This window comes from Amycolatopsis sp. CA-126428 (assembly GCF_002904335.1).
GTDB lineage: Bacteria > Actinomycetota > Actinomycetes > Mycobacteriales > Pseudonocardiaceae > Amycolatopsis.
Genome location: NZ_PPHF01000034.1, coordinates 141,980 through 159,781, shown reverse-complemented (window position 1 = coordinate 159,781; position 17,802 = coordinate 141,980). Strand labels below are relative to the sequence as shown.

The 17,802-nt window shown below is 69.2% G+C and carries 17 protein-coding genes, 1 tRNA gene and 1 pseudogene; 11 read left to right on the top strand and 8 right to left on the bottom strand.

The window, feature by feature from the left end; translation table 11 throughout:
* The coding region (locus C2L58_RS10625) for a pentapeptide repeat-containing protein (protein WP_233225665.1) at positions 1-480 on the top strand (480 nt) is incomplete at its 5' end.
* A 342-nt stretch (positions 481-822) separates the two neighbouring features.
* Here the strand turns inward: C2L58_RS10625 and C2L58_RS48555 are convergent.
* A pseudogene (locus C2L58_RS48555) lies at positions 823-2,345 on the bottom strand (IS1634 family transposase).
* Between the two features lie 129 nt (positions 2,346-2,474).
* Between C2L58_RS48555 and C2L58_RS10615 the strand changes: the two are divergent.
* On the top strand, positions 2,475-2,831 hold the full coding sequence (locus C2L58_RS10615) for a VOC family protein (protein ID WP_020641977.1): 357 nt from the start codon (positions 2,475-2,477) through the stop codon (positions 2,829-2,831).
* 3 nt (positions 2,832-2,834) lie between these two features.
* Here the strand turns inward: C2L58_RS10615 and C2L58_RS10610 are convergent, their stop codons facing one another.
* Both C2L58_RS10610 and C2L58_RS10605 read right to left on the bottom strand, forming a co-directional pair.
* Positions 2,835-3,491: an alpha/beta fold hydrolase gene (locus C2L58_RS10610; protein ID WP_233225664.1), complete on the bottom strand. Its 657-nt coding sequence runs from the start codon at positions 3,489-3,491 to the stop codon at positions 2,835-2,837.
* A 384-nt stretch (positions 3,492-3,875) separates the two neighbouring features.
* Positions 3,876-3,958, bottom strand: a tRNA-Tyr gene (locus C2L58_RS10605).
* A gap of 129 nt (positions 3,959-4,087) precedes the next feature.
* Here C2L58_RS10605 and C2L58_RS10600 point away from each other — a divergent pair.
* Positions 4,088-4,579: a YajQ family cyclic di-GMP-binding protein gene (locus C2L58_RS10600; RefSeq protein ID WP_103337374.1), complete on the top strand. Its 492-nt coding sequence runs from the start codon at positions 4,088-4,090 to the stop codon at positions 4,577-4,579.
* A 34-nt stretch (positions 4,580-4,613) separates the two neighbouring features.
* On the opposite strand, the gene C2L58_RS10595 is transcribed toward C2L58_RS10600, so the two are convergent.
* On the bottom strand, positions 4,614-5,282 hold the full coding sequence (locus tag C2L58_RS10595) for a hypothetical protein (RefSeq protein WP_103337373.1): 669 nt from the start codon (positions 5,280-5,282) through the stop codon (positions 4,614-4,616).
* A 142-nt stretch (positions 5,283-5,424) separates the two neighbouring features.
* Here C2L58_RS10595 and C2L58_RS10590 point away from each other — a divergent pair, with 142 nt between their 5' ends.
* Both C2L58_RS10590 and rfbA read left to right on the top strand, forming a co-directional pair.
* Positions 5,425-6,561 carry a sialidase family protein gene (locus tag C2L58_RS10590; protein ID WP_199191209.1) on the top strand — a complete coding sequence of 379 codons (1,137 nt, stop codon included), beginning with the start codon at positions 5,425-5,427 and terminating at the stop codon, positions 6,559-6,561.
* Between the two features lie 51 nt (positions 6,562-6,612).
* A complete protein-coding gene (gene rfbA / locus C2L58_RS10585; protein WP_103337371.1) occupies positions 6,613-7,494 on the top strand; it encodes a glucose-1-phosphate thymidylyltransferase RfbA in 882 nt (293 codons plus the stop codon).
* On the opposite strand, the gene C2L58_RS10580 is transcribed toward rfbA, so the two are convergent.
* The 3 genes from C2L58_RS10580 to htpX are packed head-to-tail and all read right to left on the bottom strand — an operon-like array spanning position 7,491 to position 10,792.
* A complete protein-coding gene (locus C2L58_RS10580) occupies positions 7,491-8,801 on the bottom strand; it encodes an NtaA/DmoA family FMN-dependent monooxygenase (RefSeq protein WP_103337370.1) in 1,311 nt (436 codons plus the stop codon). The genes rfbA and C2L58_RS10580 overlap by 4 nt on opposite strands.
* Position 8,802: 1 nt before the next feature.
* Entirely contained in the window at positions 8,803-9,888 is a 1,086-nt protein-coding gene (locus C2L58_RS10575; protein ID WP_103337369.1) for an LLM class flavin-dependent oxidoreductase, read from the bottom strand.
* A gap of 52 nt (positions 9,889-9,940) precedes the next feature.
* Positions 9,941-10,792, bottom strand: coding sequence for a zinc metalloprotease HtpX (htpX, locus tag C2L58_RS10570; protein WP_103337368.1), 852 nt, complete (start codon positions 10,790-10,792; stop codon positions 9,941-9,943).
* Between the two features lie 134 nt (positions 10,793-10,926).
* On the opposite strand from htpX, the gene C2L58_RS10565 reads away from it, so the two are divergent.
* On the top strand, positions 10,927-11,895 hold the full coding sequence (locus tag C2L58_RS10565) for a YncE family protein (protein ID WP_103337367.1): 969 nt from the start codon (positions 10,927-10,929) through the stop codon (positions 11,893-11,895).
* A gap of 364 nt (positions 11,896-12,259) precedes the next feature.
* On the opposite strand, the gene C2L58_RS10555 is transcribed toward C2L58_RS10565, so the two are convergent.
* A complete protein-coding gene (locus tag C2L58_RS10555; RefSeq protein ID WP_199191208.1) occupies positions 12,260-12,628 on the bottom strand; it encodes a YrdB family protein in 369 nt (122 codons plus the stop codon).
* Positions 12,629-12,826: 198 nt separating this feature from the next.
* On the opposite strand from C2L58_RS10555, the gene C2L58_RS10550 reads away from it, so the two are divergent.
* The 5 genes from C2L58_RS10550 to C2L58_RS10530 are packed head-to-tail and all read left to right on the top strand — an operon-like array spanning position 12,827 to position 17,801.
* Positions 12,827-14,059, top strand: coding sequence for a class I SAM-dependent methyltransferase (locus C2L58_RS10550; protein WP_103337366.1), 1,233 nt, complete (start codon positions 12,827-12,829; stop codon positions 14,057-14,059).
* A 1-nt stretch (position 14,060) separates the two neighbouring features.
* Complete coding sequence (locus C2L58_RS10545; RefSeq protein ID WP_103337365.1) at positions 14,061-14,852, top strand: glucose-1-phosphate cytidylyltransferase; 792 nt, start codon at positions 14,061-14,063, stop codon at positions 14,850-14,852.
* Complete coding sequence (locus C2L58_RS10540) at positions 14,849-15,496, top strand: PIG-L deacetylase family protein (protein ID WP_103337364.1); 648 nt, start codon at positions 14,849-14,851, stop codon at positions 15,494-15,496. Before C2L58_RS10545 ends, C2L58_RS10540 begins: the two co-directional genes overlap by 4 nt.
* A gap of 5 nt (positions 15,497-15,501) precedes the next feature.
* Positions 15,502-16,521 (top strand): NAD-dependent epimerase/dehydratase family protein, encoded by a 1,020-nt coding sequence (locus C2L58_RS10535; RefSeq protein WP_103337363.1) that lies wholly within the window; start codon positions 15,502-15,504, stop codon positions 16,519-16,521.
* On the top strand, positions 16,521-17,801 hold the full coding sequence (locus C2L58_RS10530; protein WP_103337362.1) for a DUF4910 domain-containing protein: 1,281 nt from the start codon (positions 16,521-16,523) through the stop codon (positions 17,799-17,801). Before C2L58_RS10535 ends, C2L58_RS10530 begins: the two co-directional genes overlap by 1 nt.
* The last annotated feature ends 1 nt before the right edge of the window (position 17,802 follow it).

The window sequence follows — 17,802 nt, the reverse complement described above, 5'->3', positions numbered from 1 at the left end:
GTGGACTCACAAGCTCCGATGTCATCACTCACAGTGCCCATCCCGCCGGACCTCAGCCCGGCGTGTCGAGCCAGAAACACCGATCTTGGGACAGTCCCCAGCGGAGACACCAGGTTCGGCGGGGCGGAGTTCGGCGGGTACGCCCGGTTCGATGGGACGCGGTTCAGCGGAGAGGTTGGGTTCGAGGGGGCGAAGTTCGGCGAGGCCGCCCGGTTCGGCGGGGCGGAGTTCGGCTGGGGCGCCTGGTTCCTCGGGGTGAAGTTCGGCGGGTACGCCAATTTTGATGGGGCGGAGTTCGGCTGGTTCGCCGTGTTCGATGGGGCGGAGTTCGGCGGGTTCGCCGATTTTGACGGGGTGGAGTTCGGCGAGATAGCCATGTTCGTTGGGGCGGAGTTCGCCCAGAGGGTGCCAGCCGAAGTGGCTTCCTACCTAGCGTCCCGGAGCGAAGATGCACGATCTCCTACCACCAGCGACGACTGAAAGTGTTCGATACTTTCTCTCATGGAGGAGGGGTGACACCTGTGGGGTGTCGAGACTGTCACACCTGTCACTCTGTCACTTTGACCCCTATGAACTGGGGTTTTAGGTGTGACAGGTGAGTGACACCTTCGGGGACAGCACTTTGCCCACTCTATTTCTATGTCTCTGTAGTCACAGGAAGGACGCTTGTGCCCCCGCGTGCCCCTCGTGTGCCCGTTGCTGGGGGAGTGCACGGGGAACTACGGGGAACCGCAGGCCGTAGAGAGCGTTGACCAGGAAAGGAAGGTTTCGCAGGTCAGCGGCGAGACGGGTTCGCACCTTTGCAACCTGACTTGGCTCAAATTAGTGCGCACCGCGGTCGTGGATGCGGGTGAGGGCATCGCGGAGGTCGTCGGGTAGCGGGTCGACGGCGGTGAGGGTGTGCTCGCCGGCCTGGATGTTGATGGTGCGGTAGCGGCGGGTGGTGCGCACGAACTTCTTGATCGACCAGTCGGTGGTCTGCTCGATCCACCTGCTGACGGCCAGGGCGGCGAACACGACCGTCAGGTGCGCGTCGATCGACTCGCGCTTGTGGTGGTAGATCGGCCGCGCACGTAGGTCGTGTTTAGACATTCGGAACGACTTCTCGATGTGGAACAGTCGGTGGTAGGCGTCGATCACGAACTCGGCGGTGACGTCCGGGAGGTTGGTGACGTAGCCTTTGAGGCCGGCAAGGGCGCGTGCCTTGGCTTCCAGGGTCCGGTTGACACTCTTGGTGGCGCCGGTGAGCTGGATGAACCAGTTGCGTTTGACCGCGGTCTTGCCGGCGACGGCCTGCTCGGCCTTGGCGACCTATTCGTCGATGCCGTGCAGGGTGCGCCGAGCCCGGTCCGCCCGGCACTGGTAGTAGATGATCTGGTCGCGGCGCTGGTCCTTGGGGCCGGCAGGCCAGGGCTGGGTGAAGATGTGCCCGTCGGGGATCTGCTCATCCGGGTGCTCGTGGCGCCACGCCTGGACCACGTACGGCACGTCGGGTATCCGCGCGCCGAGGATGAACGACAACCCCGCGGCCTCGATGGCCTGCTGGTTGGCCGCAGAGATCATGCCAGCGTCGGCCACGACCGTGACATCAGCCAGCTGGTAGGCATCCGTGAACGCACGGATGGTCGGCAGCATCGTAGTGGTCTCGCCCCGGTTGCCCTCGAACGCGTTAACCATCAACGGAACCCGCTTGCGTCGGTGAGCAGCCCGATCGTGATCTGCGGCTCCAGGCGGCGTTCTTGGGAGAACCCGTGCTCACGGGACCCGTCCCCGGCATCGGTCTCGAAGTACAAGGTGGACACATCGTAGAGAACCAGTGACGCCGGCCCCAGATCAGCGGTGCGGGCGCACGCCGCGGCCAGCTTCTGCCGCCAGGACTCTTTCGCGAACGCGGGCAGACGCCGCTTGAGGGTCGCGTACGCCGGCGGGTCGAAACCTGCCTCCTCGACCACCCGCAGACTGTCCAGCTTGCTGGTCGGCTCGACGATCCGTGCCAGCACCAGTAATCGGAACACCTCGTCACCACCAGCGGCCTCCTCCAACCCCAACAGCTGGTAGGCGTGGCCGAGCGCGTCCCACAGCTACCCCATCCGCGACGACGTGATCGCAAGCGGCCCACCACCAGCACCACTGCCGGCCGGCAACGCCGTGAAGTCCGGGCCAAAGTCGAGCTCGGGCTGCCCCGCAGCCAGATGCCGCCTCGCCACCGCCTTGAGCGCCTCCAACGCCGCATCGTCATGCGCCGAGCCGATGTGCTCGATGTCCCGCGACCCGCGACGCGAGGAGTGCACGATCTGCACCGCCCTGGCCTCCGACGCCGTCTTCACCGTGCGCACATACGCCACGAGAGACAGCCTGGAACTGACCCCTTAGTGCGCAGATTTTCGCCGTTCACACGACGAAACCGCAGCTCAACAGCCGGCACCCTACCCAAGATCAGGCGATCTTGAGCCAAAGTCAGGTAAGGTGACGGAATGGTCATGCGGGTGGCGGTTCCCGTGCTGCCGTGCCGAGATGTGCAGGCAGCGCGGTCGTACTTCACGGACGCGCTCGGATTCGACACCATATTCACCTGGGAGACCCCGCCTAGCTACGCGGCCGTGATCCGCGACACCGCCGAGTTCCACCTTTACGCCGAAAGCAGCGTCGGCCCGGCCAGGGTGACGGTTGTCGTCGACGACGTCGATTCCTGCCACGACGAGCTGCGCGCCCGCGGCGCCGACATCGTCGAGCCACTGGCTGACCGGCCCTACGGGATGCGCGACTTCAACGTACGGACACCCGATGGGCACTTGTTGATCTTTAGCCAGCCGCTTACCGAGTACGGGTGACCATCAGCGGACCGGCCGGAAGAATGACCGGACCTCGTCGGCGAACAACGCCGGCTGCTCGAACGCCGCGAAGTGGCCGCCCTTGCCGGGCTCGTTCCAGTACCGGATGTTCGGGAACCGGCGCTCCGCCCACCGCCGAGGCGGGCGCTGCAGCTCCTTGGGGAAGACCGAACAGCCGGTGGGTACGGTCACCGGCGCGCCGGCCGACCCGGAGATCCATTCGTTGACCTGCCGGAGGCTTTCCCAGTACAGCCGGGCGGATGAGGCACCGGTGCCGGGCAGCCAGTAGAGCATCAGGTTGTCGAGCAGCTCATCCCGGGTAATAACCCGATGCAGGTCGCCACCGGAGTCGGCCCACGACCAGAACTTCTCGACGATCCAGGCGCAGAGGGCGGCCGGCGAGTCGACCAGCCCGTAGCCGACCGTCTGCGGCCGGGTCGACTGCTGCGCCGAGTATCCGGAGCCCCATTCGTCCGCCTCCCGCAGTGTCGCGAGCGCCGCCCGCTCGGCACCGGTGAGGTCGTCCAACGTGGCCGGATCGGGCGGTGCGAGCGGCGGCATGAGATGGATGCCGGCGACCCGATCGGGTTGCCGTTGACCGATGCTGGTGCCCCAGTCGCTGCCCTGGGCGCCGAACCGCCGGTAGCCGAGCCGGGCCATCAGCTCGCACCACGCGTCGGATATCCGCTCGATCCCCCACCCCGGCGCGGCCGGCTTGTCGCTGAAGCCGTAACCGGGAAGCGACGGGCAGACCCCTAGAACCGGCCGCTTAGTGCGCAGATTTTCGCCGTTCACACGACGAAACCGCAGCTCAACAGCCAGCACCCTACCCAAGATCAGCGATCTTGAGCCAAGTCAGGTCAGCGGCGAGACGGGTTCGCACCTTTGCAAGGTGGTGGTCGACCGGCGGTCGAGTAGCCAGCCCGACGCCTGCCCACGGATGGCCCGGATGGCCGCACACGCTGCATACCGCCGCACATGGCTGCACACACGAAGAGGCCCCGTGCCCGACATACGTCGTGGTCACGGGGCTCCTCCGCTGGGTGGCGGGTGAGGGATTCGAACCCCCGTAGGCGTAAGCCAACTGGTTTACAGCCAGTCCCCTTTGGCCACTCGGGTAACCCGCCCAGGCCGGTCTCACCGGCCGGGGGAAAGCTTACCCAAGGGGTCGGAGCAGGGGTCAACCGGGATACCCCTCCCCCCGTGGGGGCTAGGCTGGGTGGTCCCTGACAAGCGAGTACGAGGTGTGAGGACACGTGGCGGATCCCTCTTTCGACGTCGTGAGCAAGGTCGACCGCCAGGAGGTGGACAACGCGCTCAACCAGGCGAGCAAGGAGCTGGGCACGCGGTTCGACTTCCGTGGCACCGGCACGACGATCAACTGGGCCGGCGAGGAGGCGCTCACGATCGAGTCCGAGACCGAGGAGCGCGCGCTGGCCGCGGTCGAGGTGTTCAAGGAGAAGCTGATCAAGCGCAGCATCTCCCTGAAGGCCTTCGAAGCCGGCGAGCCGGCGCTGTCGGGCAAGATCTACAAGATCTCCGGCAAGATCCTGCAGGGCATCGCCTCGGACAAGGCGAAGCAGATCGCCAAGTTCATCCGCGACGAAGGCCCCAAGGGCGTCCAGGCCCAGATCCAGGGCGACCAGCTGCGGGTGTCGGGCAAGAAGAAGGACCAGCTGCAGGATGTCATCGCCCTGCTGAAGGGCAAGGACTTCGAGATCGCGCTGCAGTTCACCAACTACCGGTGAGGCCGCCGCGGGCACCCGCACTCCGGGTGCCCGCTCAGGACGGTGTCAGCGTCCAGCTCGCCTCGTAGCCCTGCACCTGCAGGTACGCCGGCCCGTGGACGTCGCGCTCCACCTGCAGGTCGCCGATCTGGTTGAGGAGGAGGTCGCGGTCCTTCGGGGACATCAGCCACAGTCCGATGGCTCCGCGGGTCTTCGCCGTGAAGCGGATGCGGGCCACTCCCGCCGGCAGCCTCAGGACCGCGTCACCCTTGCCCGCCGCTTCCTTGCCGGCCTCCGTCGTCGGGATGCTTCGGTAATCCGAGATCGTGGCCGTCCAGGGGGCGTTCGCGTGGACCGTCACCCGCTTCACCGGGCGGTCCGGCTCCGTGTTCATCCACTTCGTGCCCTTGTACGCGCCGATCGCGTTGACCAGGCCGTGCTCGCCGCCGTCGGTGTCGACGATCACGTTGGACGTGCACTTCGGGCACTCGAACGTCAAGAAACCCAGCTGGTCCGCCGGCCACGACGTCTGGAACTCGCCGCTCTCCGCACCCGTGTGCGTCTCCGTCGGCACCTCGCGCGGTACCGGCGGTGCTGACGAAGTCGGCGTACGAGGAGGCAAAGCGGGCGCCGACTTCGTCACGATCTCGCCGTAGCCGGTCGCCGGCGCGCACGCCGACGCCAGGACCAAGAGCAGCAGCACGCCGCCCAGCCGGAGCTTCATCTTTCCCCCTCGGGGCCACCGCAGCCCCTCCCGTGATCTTTCGACACACAGAGCAAGAGCGTTACCCGAACGCGTGAATGCGGCCCGTGGCCGCCGCTCTCCCATGCTGTAATCGCGCCATCACCGTGTGGAGGGGGGCGAGTTGCATCGTTCGCTGGTCTTCGTGCTCACGCTCGCCGCCGTCGCCTCGCTGCTGACGCCCGCCGGTGCGGCCGAACGCAAGCTGCTCCTCCCCGGCTTCGGCGCCTACGCGCGCCTGATCCGCCTCGAACACTCCGCCGTCGGCCGCGGGCACATCGTCGCCACGCTGACCAGCGAAGACGCCGACGGCAAGTTCACGCCCGTGCTGGAAAGCACCGACGAAGGCGAGTCGTTCCACGAGATCGGCGCCATCCACGACCCCGACGGCCGGGCCGGTATGTGCTGCGGCACCGTCTACGAACTGCCGGAACGCGTCGGCAAGCTCCGCGCGGGCACCCTGCTGTGGGCCGCGTCCTACCGGCAGGACGCCGGGCCACAGCGCCGCATCGGGATCCGCGTCTGGGCCAGCGAGGACGGTGGCCGCTCCTGGAGCTTCCTGTCCGAGGCCGCGCGGTCGCACAACATCGACGGCATCTGGGAGCCGGAGTTCACCGTCGACGCCGGCGGCACGCTCTGGCTCCACTTCGCCGACGAGACGCAGGCGCCGAAGTACGCGCAGGTGCTCAACCGGGTCGCCTCGACCGACGGGGTGAGCTGGGGCACCAAGCAGCTCACCATGGCGATCCCGCCCGACCGCGTCCGGCCGGGCATGCCGATCATCCGGCGGCTGCCCGACGGCCGCTACTACTTCGCCTACGAGATCTGCAACTTCCGCGACCGCTACTGCGACCCGTACTTCAAGATCTCCGCCGACGGCGCCAACTGGGGCGACCCGGCCGACCCCGGCACCCGCGTCGAGACCGCCATCGGCAACTACTTCCAGCACGCGCAGACGATCGCGCTGTTCCCCGGCGGCCCGAACGGGGTGCGGATCGTCATGGTCGGGCAGATCTACACCGACGCGAAGGGCGTGCCGCAGCCGCAGAACGGCCAGGTGCTGCTCGCGAATGACGACTTCGGCAGCGGCCACTGGTACGAACTGCCCGCCCCGGTGCACATCACCGGCATCTCCAACAACTTCTGCCCCAACTACTCCTCGACCCTGCTGCCGGTCGACGAAGGCCGGAACGTGCTGGAAATCGCCACCGAGAACAACGCCGGCTGCAAGGCCTACTTCGGGAAAGGATCCGCCTTCTAGCGGCAGCCCGTAGGGTGGGGAAGTCTCAGCCACGGAAAAGGGAGGCCGTCCATGAAGGGCATCGTGCTGGCCGGAGGCAGCGGGACACGTCTGCACCCGATCACCCAGGCGGTGTCCAAGCAGCTGCTGCCGGTCTACGACAAACCGATGGTCTACTACCCGATCTCGGTGCTGATGCTCGCCGGGATCCGCGAGATCCTCGTCATCTCCACCCCCACCGACCTGCCGATGTTCCGCCGGCTGCTGGGCAACGGCGACCAGTTCGGCCTCTCGTTCTCCTACGCCGAGCAGGCGAGCCCGAACGGGCTGGCCGAGGCCTTCGTGATCGGCGCGGACTTCATCGGCGACGACGACGTGGCGCTGGTCCTCGGCGACAACATCTTCTACGGCCAAGGCTTCTCCAGCCGCCTGCAGCAGGCCGTGCGCGAGCTGGACGGCTGCGTCCTGTTCGGCTATCCGGTCAAGGACCCCGAGCGCTACGGCGTCGGCGAGGTCGACGAGACAGGCAAACTCCGCACCATCGAAGAAAAGCCGCTGAAGCCGCGCTCCAACAAGGCGATCACCGGCCTGTACTTCTACGACAACCACGTCGTCGACATCGCCCGCGCGCTGAAGCCGTCGCGGCGCGGCGAGCTCGAGATCACCGACGTCAACCTGACCTACCTGCGCCAGGACCGCGCCACGTTGATCGAGCTCAGCCGCGGCTTCGCCTGGCTCGACACCGGCACGCACGACTCGCTGCTCGAAGCCGGCCAGTTCGTGCAGGTGCTGGAGCACCGCACCGGCGTGCGCATCGCGTGTCTCGAGGAGATCGCGCTGCGCATGGGCTTCATCGACGCCGACGAGTGCTACGCGCTCGGCGAGAAGCTGGCGAAGTCCGGCTACGGCGACTACGTGAAGGCAGTCGCCGTAGCGGCGGGAGCTTCGGCCTAGAAGAGCTGCTCGCGCAGCGTCGGTCCAGCGTACTCGGTGCGAAAGACCCCACGTTCCTGCAGGTGGGGGACGACTTTGTCGACGAACTCGTCGAGCCCGCCCGGGGTCAGGTGCGGCACGAGCACGAACCCGTCGGCCGCGTCCGACTGGACGTATTCGTCGATCGCGCCGGCCACCGTCGACGGCGTGCCGACGAACTGCTGGCGCGCGGTGACCTCGATCACCAGCTCGCGGATCGAGAGCTTCTTCTCCTCCGCGACGGCCCGCCACCGGCGCGCCGTTTCCAGCGGGTCCTTCTCGTGGCGGACGCGGCCCCACGTCAGCGGCTCGGCGTCCGGGTCGGGGTCGACCTCGGGCAGCGGCCCGTCGACGTCGTACTCCGCCAGGTCGCGGCTCCACACCTGCTCGAGGAACTGGATCGCGGTGGCCGGGCGCACCTGCTGGAGCCGGATCTCGCGGGCGTTCTCCTCGGCTTCGGCGTCGGTGTCGCCGAGGACGAACGTCGCGGCCGGCATGATCAGCAGCTCGCCGTGCTCACGGCCGTACGCGGCCAGCCGGCGCTTGACGTCGTGGAAGAACGCCTGGCCGTCTTCGAGGGTGCCGTGCCTGCTGAAGATGACGTCCGCGGCCTTCGCGGCGAACTCGCGGCCTTCGTCGGAGTCGCCGGCCTGGATGACGATCGGCTGCCCCTGCGGCGTCCGCGGCACGGTGAACTCGCCGGCGATGTCGAACTGGGCTCCACTGTGGACGAACTTGCCCGGGTCGCGGGCGAAGACGCCGTTCTCCTTGTCCCCCACCAGGGTTCCGGGCGCCCAGCTGTCCCAAAGCTCGCGCACGGTGGCCAGGAACTCCTCGGCACGCGCGTACCGGTCCTCCCGCTTGAGGAAGCCGCCGCGCCGGAAGTTCTGCCCGGTGAAGGCGTCCGGCGACGTCACGACGTTCCACGCCGCGCGTCCGCCGGAGAGGTGGTCGATGCTCGCGACTTGCCGGGCCACCTCGTAGGGCTCGTTGAACGTCGACGACAGCGTCCCGACCAGGCCGAGGTGCGTCGTGACGGCGGACAGCGCGGCCAGCACGGTGGTCGTGTTGGGCCGGCCGACGACGTCGGAGTCGAGGATCTTTCCGGCGTGCTCGCGCAGCCGCAGGCCTTCGGCGAGGAAGAGGAAGTCGAACTTGCCGCGCTCGGCCGTGCGGGCCAGGTGCTCGAACGACGCGAAGTCGATCTGGCTGCCCGAGGCCGGGTCGCTCCACACCGTCGTGTTGTTGACGCCGGGGAAGTGCGCGGCGAGCTTGATCTGCTTGGTCATCTCACGCCCCCTGGTACTGGTTGACGGCGACGCCGAGGCCGACGTGCTCGCGCAGGGTGGTGCCCGCGTAGCCGCTCCGGAACGCGCCCGCGGCACGCAGGGCGGGCACGGCCTCGCCGGCGAGCAGGTCGAGGTCGTCGGGCAGGACGGCGGGCCGCAGGTGGAAACCGGCGACGCCGGTCTCGGCCGCCCAGCGCGGCAGTTCGGTGGCCAGCTGCGCGGGCGTGCCGGCGAACGACAGGCCCGCGGGTTCGAACGGGATCAGGGCGTCGAGCTCGCGCTGCCGGTCGCGGGCCCCCTGCTCGGTCTCGGCCAGCACGATCGACACCGTCGCCAGCACCTTCGCGCCCGGGAACCGGGCGGCCGTGGCGCGGACCGCGTCCAGGTGGTCCGCCCGGGTCACGACCACGTCGGCGGCGCTCGCGTGCGGCGAGTCGCCGTAGACCGCGGTCACCGGGTGGCCCTGCGGCGGGCGCGGCGTGATCGACGGTCCCTTCGCGCTGAAGAACCGGCCCTCGAAGTCGACGTAGTGCAGCTTGTCGCGGTCGATGAACCGGCCGGTCGCCGCGTCGCGGACGATCGCGTCGTCCTCCCAGCTGTCCCACAGCCGGGTGCTGACGTCGAGGACCTCGGCCGTCTCGGCGTCGCCGTCCGCCGGTGAAGGAGCCGGGCGGCGGCCGAAGTGCGCGGCTTCGGCGGCCGTCAGCGACGGCACGGCGAGGACGCCGGCGCGGCCCCGGCTCGCGTAGTCCAGCGTCGCGACCGACGTCGAGACGTGGAACGGCTCGGTGTGCGTGGTGGTGACGGTCGGGACCAGGCCGATCCGGCTGGTCACCGGCGCGATCGCGGACAGCGTGAGCAGCGCGTCGAGCCGGCCGCGCACGACCCCTTCACCGCCGGGCTGCAGCGCGAGCGAGTCGTCGAGGGTGACGAAGTCGAGCGAAGCGGCTTCGGCGAGCTTCGCGTACTTCAGGTAGTGGCCGGCGGTGAACAGGGCAGCGGGCTCGACCGCGGAGATCCGCCACGCGGCCGGGTGGTACCCGGCCCCGTCGATGGCGACGCCCAGGTGCAGCTGTGCGGAAACCATGCCTGCGCAACTCCGGCCGCGGACCCGGGATTCCCGCTCCCACCAGCTGGGATCAGAACGGGCGGCGGGCCAGCTCTTCGAGCCGGGCGATGCGGTCGGCGATCGGCGGGTGGGTCGAGAACAGCTTGCTCAGGCCCTCACCGGGGCGGAACGGGTTCGCGATCATCAGATGCGACTGCGACACCAGCTGCGGCTCGGCGACCAGTGGCCGCGCCCGCGTACCGGCGTCCAGCTTCCGCAACGCCGAGGCCAGGCCCAGCGGGTCACCGGTCAGCTCGGCCCCGGACGCGTCGGCCTGGTACTCCCGCGATCGGCTGACACCCATCCGGATGATGGCCGCGGCGATCGGCCCGACGAAGATCAGCAGCAGGCTGAGCAGGGGATTGCCGTCGCGGTTGTTGCTGCCGAAGAACAGCGCGATGTTCGCGAGCACGCTGATCACGCTGGCCAGCGCGCCGGCCACGCACGAGATCAGGATGTCCCGGTTGTAGACGTGCGAGAGCTCGTGGCCGAGCACGGCCCGCAGCTCGCGCTCGTCGAGCAGGTCGAGGATGCCGGTGGTGCAGCACACCGCCGCGTGCCGCGGGCTGCGGCCGGTCGCGAACGCGTTGGGCGCGACCGTCGGGCTGATGTACAGCTGCGGCATCGGCTGCCGGGCCACCTGCGCGAGCTCGCGCACGATCCGGTACATCGCGGGCTGCTCGACCTCCGACACCGGCCGCGCCCGCATCGCGCGCAGCGCCAGCTTGTCGGAGCTGAAGTAGGCGAACGCGTTCATCCCGAGGGCGATGACCAGCCCGATGAGCAGCGCACCCCAGCCGAAGAGCCCGCTGAGCGCGATGATGATCGCCGACAGCAGGCCGAGCAGCAATGCCGTCTTGAGTCCGTTCTGGTGCCCGTGCACGCGCGCTCGCCTCCGTCCGCTCTGGAAGTGGGTTACCCAGTGGAAACAACGCGATCGGGGGACGCGAAGTTCCTTCAGGTGGGGATGGCGCGGGTTACGCTCGGGCGGCGGGATGATCAGGAGCGGAGGCGCCGATGCGAGGTGGGCGGCTACCCCGGCGGACCCTGTTCGCCCTGGTCACGGCGGGTGCCGGTGCCGTCTTCCTGCCCGGGACGGCCCGCGCGGAGGACGTCCGGTCCCTCGACCTCGGCGGCGCCCCGGCCGCGGTCGCGGTGAACCCGGTCACCGGCCTCGGGTACGTCACCGACGCCCAGGCCGGGACGGTGTCCGTGGTGGATCCGCGCAGCGCGTCGGTCGTCGACGTGATCCACGTCGGCGGCGAGCCCGGCGACGTCGCGGCCGACCCGGAGGCCGGCCGGATCTACGTCGCGAACCCCCCGGCGGGCACCGTGGTGGTGCTCGACAGCCGGACCCACGACCTGGTGAGCGTGATCGGCGCGGGAGCCGGTGCCTCCGCGCTGGCGGTCGACGAGGAGGCCAACCGCGTCTACGCGGCCAGCGGCACCACCGGGACGCTCGCCGTGCTCGACGGCGTCAGCTGCACGCTGGCCGCGCTCGTGCCGGGCCCGCAGCAGGGGTTCGCCGGCATCGGCGTCGACCCCGGCCGCAAGCTGGCCTACTGCGCGAGCACCGCCACCGATTCGATCGAGGTGTTCTCGATCGACAGCGGGAAGTTCGTCGCTTCGGTGAAGGTCGGGCGCAACCCGACCGGGGTCGCGGTGCACCACGCGAGCGGCACGGTCTACGTCGCGAACTCCGGCATCCACCACATGTCCATTGTGGACGCCGTCACGCGCACCGAGCGCAAGACCGTGTTGCTGCGCAGCGAATCCTCCGCGCTGGCCGTGCACCAGGGCACGAACACGGTGTTCACCAACGGCGGCCAGAACGGGCTCACCCGCGTCGACGGCACGGCGGGCACGCTGAGCGGCGAGCTGTCGCTGGGCGTCAACCCCGGTGACGTCGCCGTCGACCAGCGGACGCGCACGGTGTGGGTCACCGACCCCCTGCACGGCCGGGTCTTCCTGGTCCGCGATTTCTGACCGGGGCTTCGACTCCGTCGAGAACGACATGCTCGAGGCGTACACAGCCCTCGGCTTCATCGCCGCGCGCCAAGCTGCTCTCCGGCGGCCGCGCCATCCTCGGCATCGGCGCGGGCTGGAACGCAGAGGAGTCCCGCGGACCTGGAGCGCAAGCTCGACGTCGGCGAGAACGGTGAGAAGTCCGACGAGCTGCCGGCCGAGCTGGAGCGGCTGAACGGGCTCGGCATCCAGGTCGCGCTCGGGGTGGTGCCGCACGTCCACCGCCCGGCGGTCCTCGAGAAGTTCGCCACCGACGTCGTCCCGGCCGCCGAAAAGCTCGCCTGAGCTGCTGCCGGAGCCCTCTCCGCCGAGCGGCGGGGAGGGCTCAGCCGTCTTTGGCGACCACCCGGGTCAGGGCCGCGACGCCGATCCCGGCCACCGCCACGACGATGCCCGCGACCAGCCAGCCGACCAGGGCGAGCACCACGCCGGTGACCGCGAAGAGGGCGAATTCCAGCAGGAAGCGGGCCGGTTCCGGGAGGCGGCGGCGCGCCCGCGGCGCGATGAACAGACCCCACAGCGCGGCCGCCGCCACCGGCAGCAGGACCGCGTCGACGATCGCCAGCGCGACACCGCTGCCGAGCTGGGTGCCCGCCAGGGCCAGGCCGCCCAGGAGGGCCAGCTCGGTCAGGAAGCGGACCGTCAGCACCACGCCCGCGAACCCGCTCAGGCGGGGAGTCGGCTGGGAAGTCATCCGGCCAGCCTAGAAGGAGGTCCACTGTGGACGTTACGGGTTCGAACGGGCACGGTTGGTGATTCCCGCCACAGTTAGGCCATTCAGGTTGCGGTTCCGAATCGGTCCACCGGCGGCTCCCGCGTCGCTGTAACGACCTTCCGGCGCCGGTCGACGTGTTAAACGCACATCGCGACCGCGAGCCAAGGAGCCTGGTAGATGACCACATGTCGACTCTGCGGTTCGACAAACACGGCCAGTGTCGTCGACCTCGGCGCGACTCCCCCGTGTGAGCGATTTTTGCCGGCGGAGCAGCTCGACGAGCCGGAAGCCACCTTCCCGCTCCACCTGAAGGTCTGCACCGACTGCTGGCTCGCGCAGATCCCGCCGCTGATCGACCCCGACGACACCTTCACCGAGTACGCGTACTTCTCGTCCTTCTCGACGTCGTGGGTCGAGCACGCGAAGCGGTTCGTCGACGGCGCGGTCGAGCGGCTCGGCCTCGGCGAGAAATCGTTCGTCGTCGAGGTGGCGAGCAACGACGGTTACCTGCTCAAGCACGTCGTCGGGCACGGGATCCGGTGTCTGGGCGTGGAACCTTCGGTGAACGTGGGGCAAGCGGCGCGGGACGCCGGGGTACCCACGCTGACCGCGTTCCTCTCCGAGGAAACCGGCCTGAAGGTGCGCGAGGAAAACGGGCCGGCCGATCTGGTGGCCGCGAACAACGTCTACGCGCACATCCCCGACGTCCTGGGCTTCACCAAGGGCCTGCGGGCGCTCGTCGCCGACGACGGCTGGGTCTCCATCGAGGTCCAGCACCTGCTCACGCTGATCGAGAAGAACCAGTACGACACGATCTACCACGAGCACTTCCAGTACTACACGGTCGAATCCGCGCGCCGGGCCCTCGCGACCGGCGGGCTGACCGTGGTCGACGTCGAACTGCTGCCGACGCACGGCGGGTCGATCCGGCTGTGGGCGCGGCCCGCCGAGGTGGCGGGCGAGCCCAGCGAGCGGATGACCGACGTGCTGGAGCGCGAAAAGGCCGCCGGGCTGCACGAGCTGTCCGGGTACACCGAGTTCGCCGAGCGCGTCACCCGCGTGCGGCTGGACCTGCTGAAGTTCCTCATCGAGGCGCGCAACGACGGGAAGACCGTCGTCGGCTACGGCGCCCCGGGCAAGGGCAACACCCTGCTGAACCACTGCGGCATCCGGACGGACCTGCTGCAGTACACGGTCGATCGCAATCCGTACAAGCACGGCCGGTTCACCCCCGGCACGCGCATCCCGGTGCTGCCGCCGGAACGGATCGAAGCGGACCGGCCCGACTACGTGCTCGTCCTCCCGTGGAACCTCCGGGAGGAACTGACCGGACAGCTCTCCCACATCGGGGCCTGGGGCGGAAAGCTCGTGTTCCCGATTCCCCACTTGGAAATCGTCGAGGTGCAGTGAAGTGAAGGTCGTCCTCTTCTGCGGTGGTTACGGGATGCGGATGCGCAACGGCGCGGCCGACGACGTCCCGAAGCCGATGGCGATGGTCGGTCCGAGACCGCTCATCTGGCACGTGATGCGCTACTACGCGCATTTCGGCCACACCGAATTCATCCTGTGCCTCGGCTACGGCGCGGCGCACATCAAGAACTTCTTCCTGAACTACCAGGAAACCATTTCCAACGACTTCGTCCTCCGCAACGGGCAGGCGGAACTGCTGTCGACCGACATCGCGGACTGGACGATCACCTTCGTGCAGACCGGCATCGAGTCGCCGATCGGCGAGCGGCTGCGCCGGGTGCGCCCGTACCTCGACGGCGACGAAATGTTCCTCGCGAACTACGCCGACGTCCTGTCCGACGTCCCGCTGCCCGACATGATCGAGCGGTTCTCGAACTCCGACTCGGGCGCCTCGATGATGGTCGTGCCGCCGCAGTCGTCCTTCCACTGCGTGGAAATGGACGAGGGTGGCAAGGTCGGCTCGATCACCGCGGTGAGCGAAATGCCGCTGTGGGAGAACGGCGGCTACTTCGTGTTGCGGCAGGAAGTGTTCGACCACATCCCGGAGAACGGCGACCTGGTCGCCGACGGCTGCGGCGAGCTCGCCAAGCGCGGCCGCCTGCTGGCCTACCCGTACCGCGGCTTCTGGAAGCCGACGGACACGGTCAAGGAGCGCGCGGCCCTCGACAACGCCTACACCCACGGTGAGCGGCCCTGGGCGCTTTGGGAGCGCACGGCCGCGAGCATCGCGTGATCGGGCTCCGGCCGGACCGGCTCACCGGCGTCGTCGCCCTCGGCGCGCACTGCGACGACATCGCGATCGGCGCCGGCGGCACGCTGCTGACGCTGTGCGCGTCGCGGCCGGGCCTGAAGGTCGACGTGCTGGTCCTCTCCGGCGGCGGCACGCCCCGCGAGGACGAGGAGCGGGCGGCGCTGGCGGCGTTCTGCCCGGGCGCGCAGGTCGACGTCACGGTGCTGAAGCTGCCGGACGGCCGCTTCCCGGCCCACTGGGAAGAGGCCAAGAACGCCCTGGAAGACCTGCGGCGCCGGACCGACCCGGACCTCATCCTGGCCCCGCGCACCGACGACGCGCACCAGGACCACCGCGGGCTGGCGAAGCTGGTGCCGACGGCGTTCCGCGACCACCTGGCGCTCGGCTACGAGATCGTCAAGTGGGACGGCGACCTCGGCAGCCCGTCGGTGTACCAGCCGCTGTCCGACGAGCTCGCGGAGGAGAAGGTCCGGCTGCTGCAGGAGCACTACGCCTCGCAGCGGCAGCGGCCCTGGTACGACCGCGAGGCCTTCCTCGGGCTGGCCCGGATCCGCGGCATCGAAGCCGCCGCGAAGTACGCCGAAGCGTTTTTCGTCAAGAAACTCACTCTCGATCTGAAGGGCTGAATCCGATGCGGGTGTTGCTGACGGGGCACAAGGGCTACCTGGGGACGGTGATGGCCCCGGTGCTCGCCGCCGCCGGCCACGAAGTCACCGGCCTGGACTCCGGGCTGTTCGAGGACTGCCTGCTCGGGCCCGCCCCCGCCGACCCGGCCGGGCACGCCGTCGACCTGCGGGACGTCACGCTTTCGCATGTCCAGGGCTTCGACGCGGTGATCCACCTGGCCGCGCTGTCGAACGACCCGCTGGGCTCGCTCGCGCCGGAGCTGACCTACGACATCAACCACCACGCGTCGGTGAAGCTCGCGAAGCTGGCGAAGGACGCCGGCGTGCAGCGGTACCTCTACGCGTCGACCTGCTCGGTGTACGGCGCCGGCGGCGACAACCTCGTCGACGAGGACGCGCCGCTGCGGCCGGTGACGCCGTACGCGGAGTCGAAGGTGCGCGTCGAAGCCGACGTCCACGAGCTCGCCGACGACGACTTCACGCCGGTCTACATGCGCAACGCGACCGCGTTCGGCTACTCGCCCCGCCTGCGCGGCGACATCGTGCTGAACAACCTGACCGCGCACGCCCACCTGTCCGGCGAGGTGCTGGTGCTCTCCGACGGCACGCCGTGGCGGCCGTTGGTGCACGCCCAGGACATCGCGCGCGCGTTCACGGCGGCCCTGACCGCGCCGAAGGAGGCCGTGCACAACAAGGCCTTCAACATCGGCACCGAGGAGAACAACGTCACCGTCGCCGAGATCGCGCAGGAGGTCGTCGAGGCCGTGCCGGGCTCGACGCTGAACATCACCGGCGAGGCGGGCGCCGACCCGCGCTCGTACCGGGTCGACTTCTCGCGCTTCCGCGCGGCGATCCCCGGCTTCGCCTGCGACTGGTCGGTCAAGGACGGCGCCGTCGAGCTCATCGAGGCCTACCGCAAGTTCGGGCTCACCCGGGAGTCGTTCCAGCAGCTGTTCACCCGGCTGGCCTGGTTGAAGAGCGAGGGCGAAGCCGGCCGCGTCGACTCCACCCTGCGGCGGAAGTAGTGGCGGGCCCGCAGCTGCGGACCGGGGCGGAGCTGCACGCCCTGGTCGAGCGGCTGTACCCGATCTGCCGCAGCATCACCGGCGACGGCGTGCGGCAGACCCTGGACATCATCGGCGAGCACATCTCTTTGGAACGCCATGAAGTCCCGACCGGCACCGCGGTGCTGGACTGGACGATCCCGCAGGAGTGGAACATCCGGGACGCGTACGTCGCTGCGCCGTCGGGTGAGCGCGTCATCGATTTCCAGGAGCTGAACCTGCACGTCGTCGGGTACAGCGTCCCGGTGTCACGGCGGATGCCGCTGAGCGAGCTGCGGGACCACCTGCACACGCTGCCCGAGCAGCCGTCGTGGGTGCCCTACCGGACCAGCTACTACGCCCCGGCCTGGGGATTCTGCCTCGCCCAGGACAAGCTCGACGCGCTGCCCGACGGCGACTACGACGTCGTCATCGACTCGACCCTGGCCGACGGCTCGCTGACCTACGGCGAGCACGTCGTCCCGGGCCGCGTCACCGACGAGGTCATCGTGTCCTGCCACGTCTGCCACCCGTCCCTGGCGAACGACAACCTCGCCGGCATCGCGGTGGCCATCTCGCTGGCCCAGCAGCTGGCTGCGGCCCAGCCGCACTACACGTACCGCTTCCTGTTCATGCCGGGCACGATCGGCTCGATCACCTGGCTGGCCCGCAACGCCTCCCGGATCGAGAAGGTCCGTCACGGGCTGGTGCTGGCGTGCGCGGGCGACCCGGGCTTGCTGACGTACAAGAAGTCCCGCCGCGACGACGCCGAGATCGACCGCGTCATGCAGCACGTGCTGCGCTCGCGCGAGCACCGCGTTGTCGACTTCTCGCCCTACGGCTACGACGAGCGCCAGTTCTGCTCGCCGGGCTTCAACCTCGGCGTCGGCTCGCTGACGCGCACGCCGTACGCGGGCTACCCCGAGTACCACACCTCCGCCGACAACCCGGATTTCGTGTCGCCCGCGGCCATGGAAGACACGCTCGGTGTCTTGAAGGACGCGTTCGGCGTCCTGGACCGCAACCGCCGGTACGTCAACCTCAGCCCGTACGGCGAGCCGCAGCTCGGCAAGCGCGGGCTGTACGACTCCCTCGGCGGCCGCAGCGACGCCAAGCAGGCCCAGATGGCGATGCTGTGGGTGCTCAACCTCTCCGACGGCGAGCACTCGCTCTTGGACATCGCCGAGCGCGCCGGGCTGCCCTTCGACATCGTCGACGTCGCGGCCCGTGCCCTGCACGACGCCGGTCTGGTCAAGGAGTGAG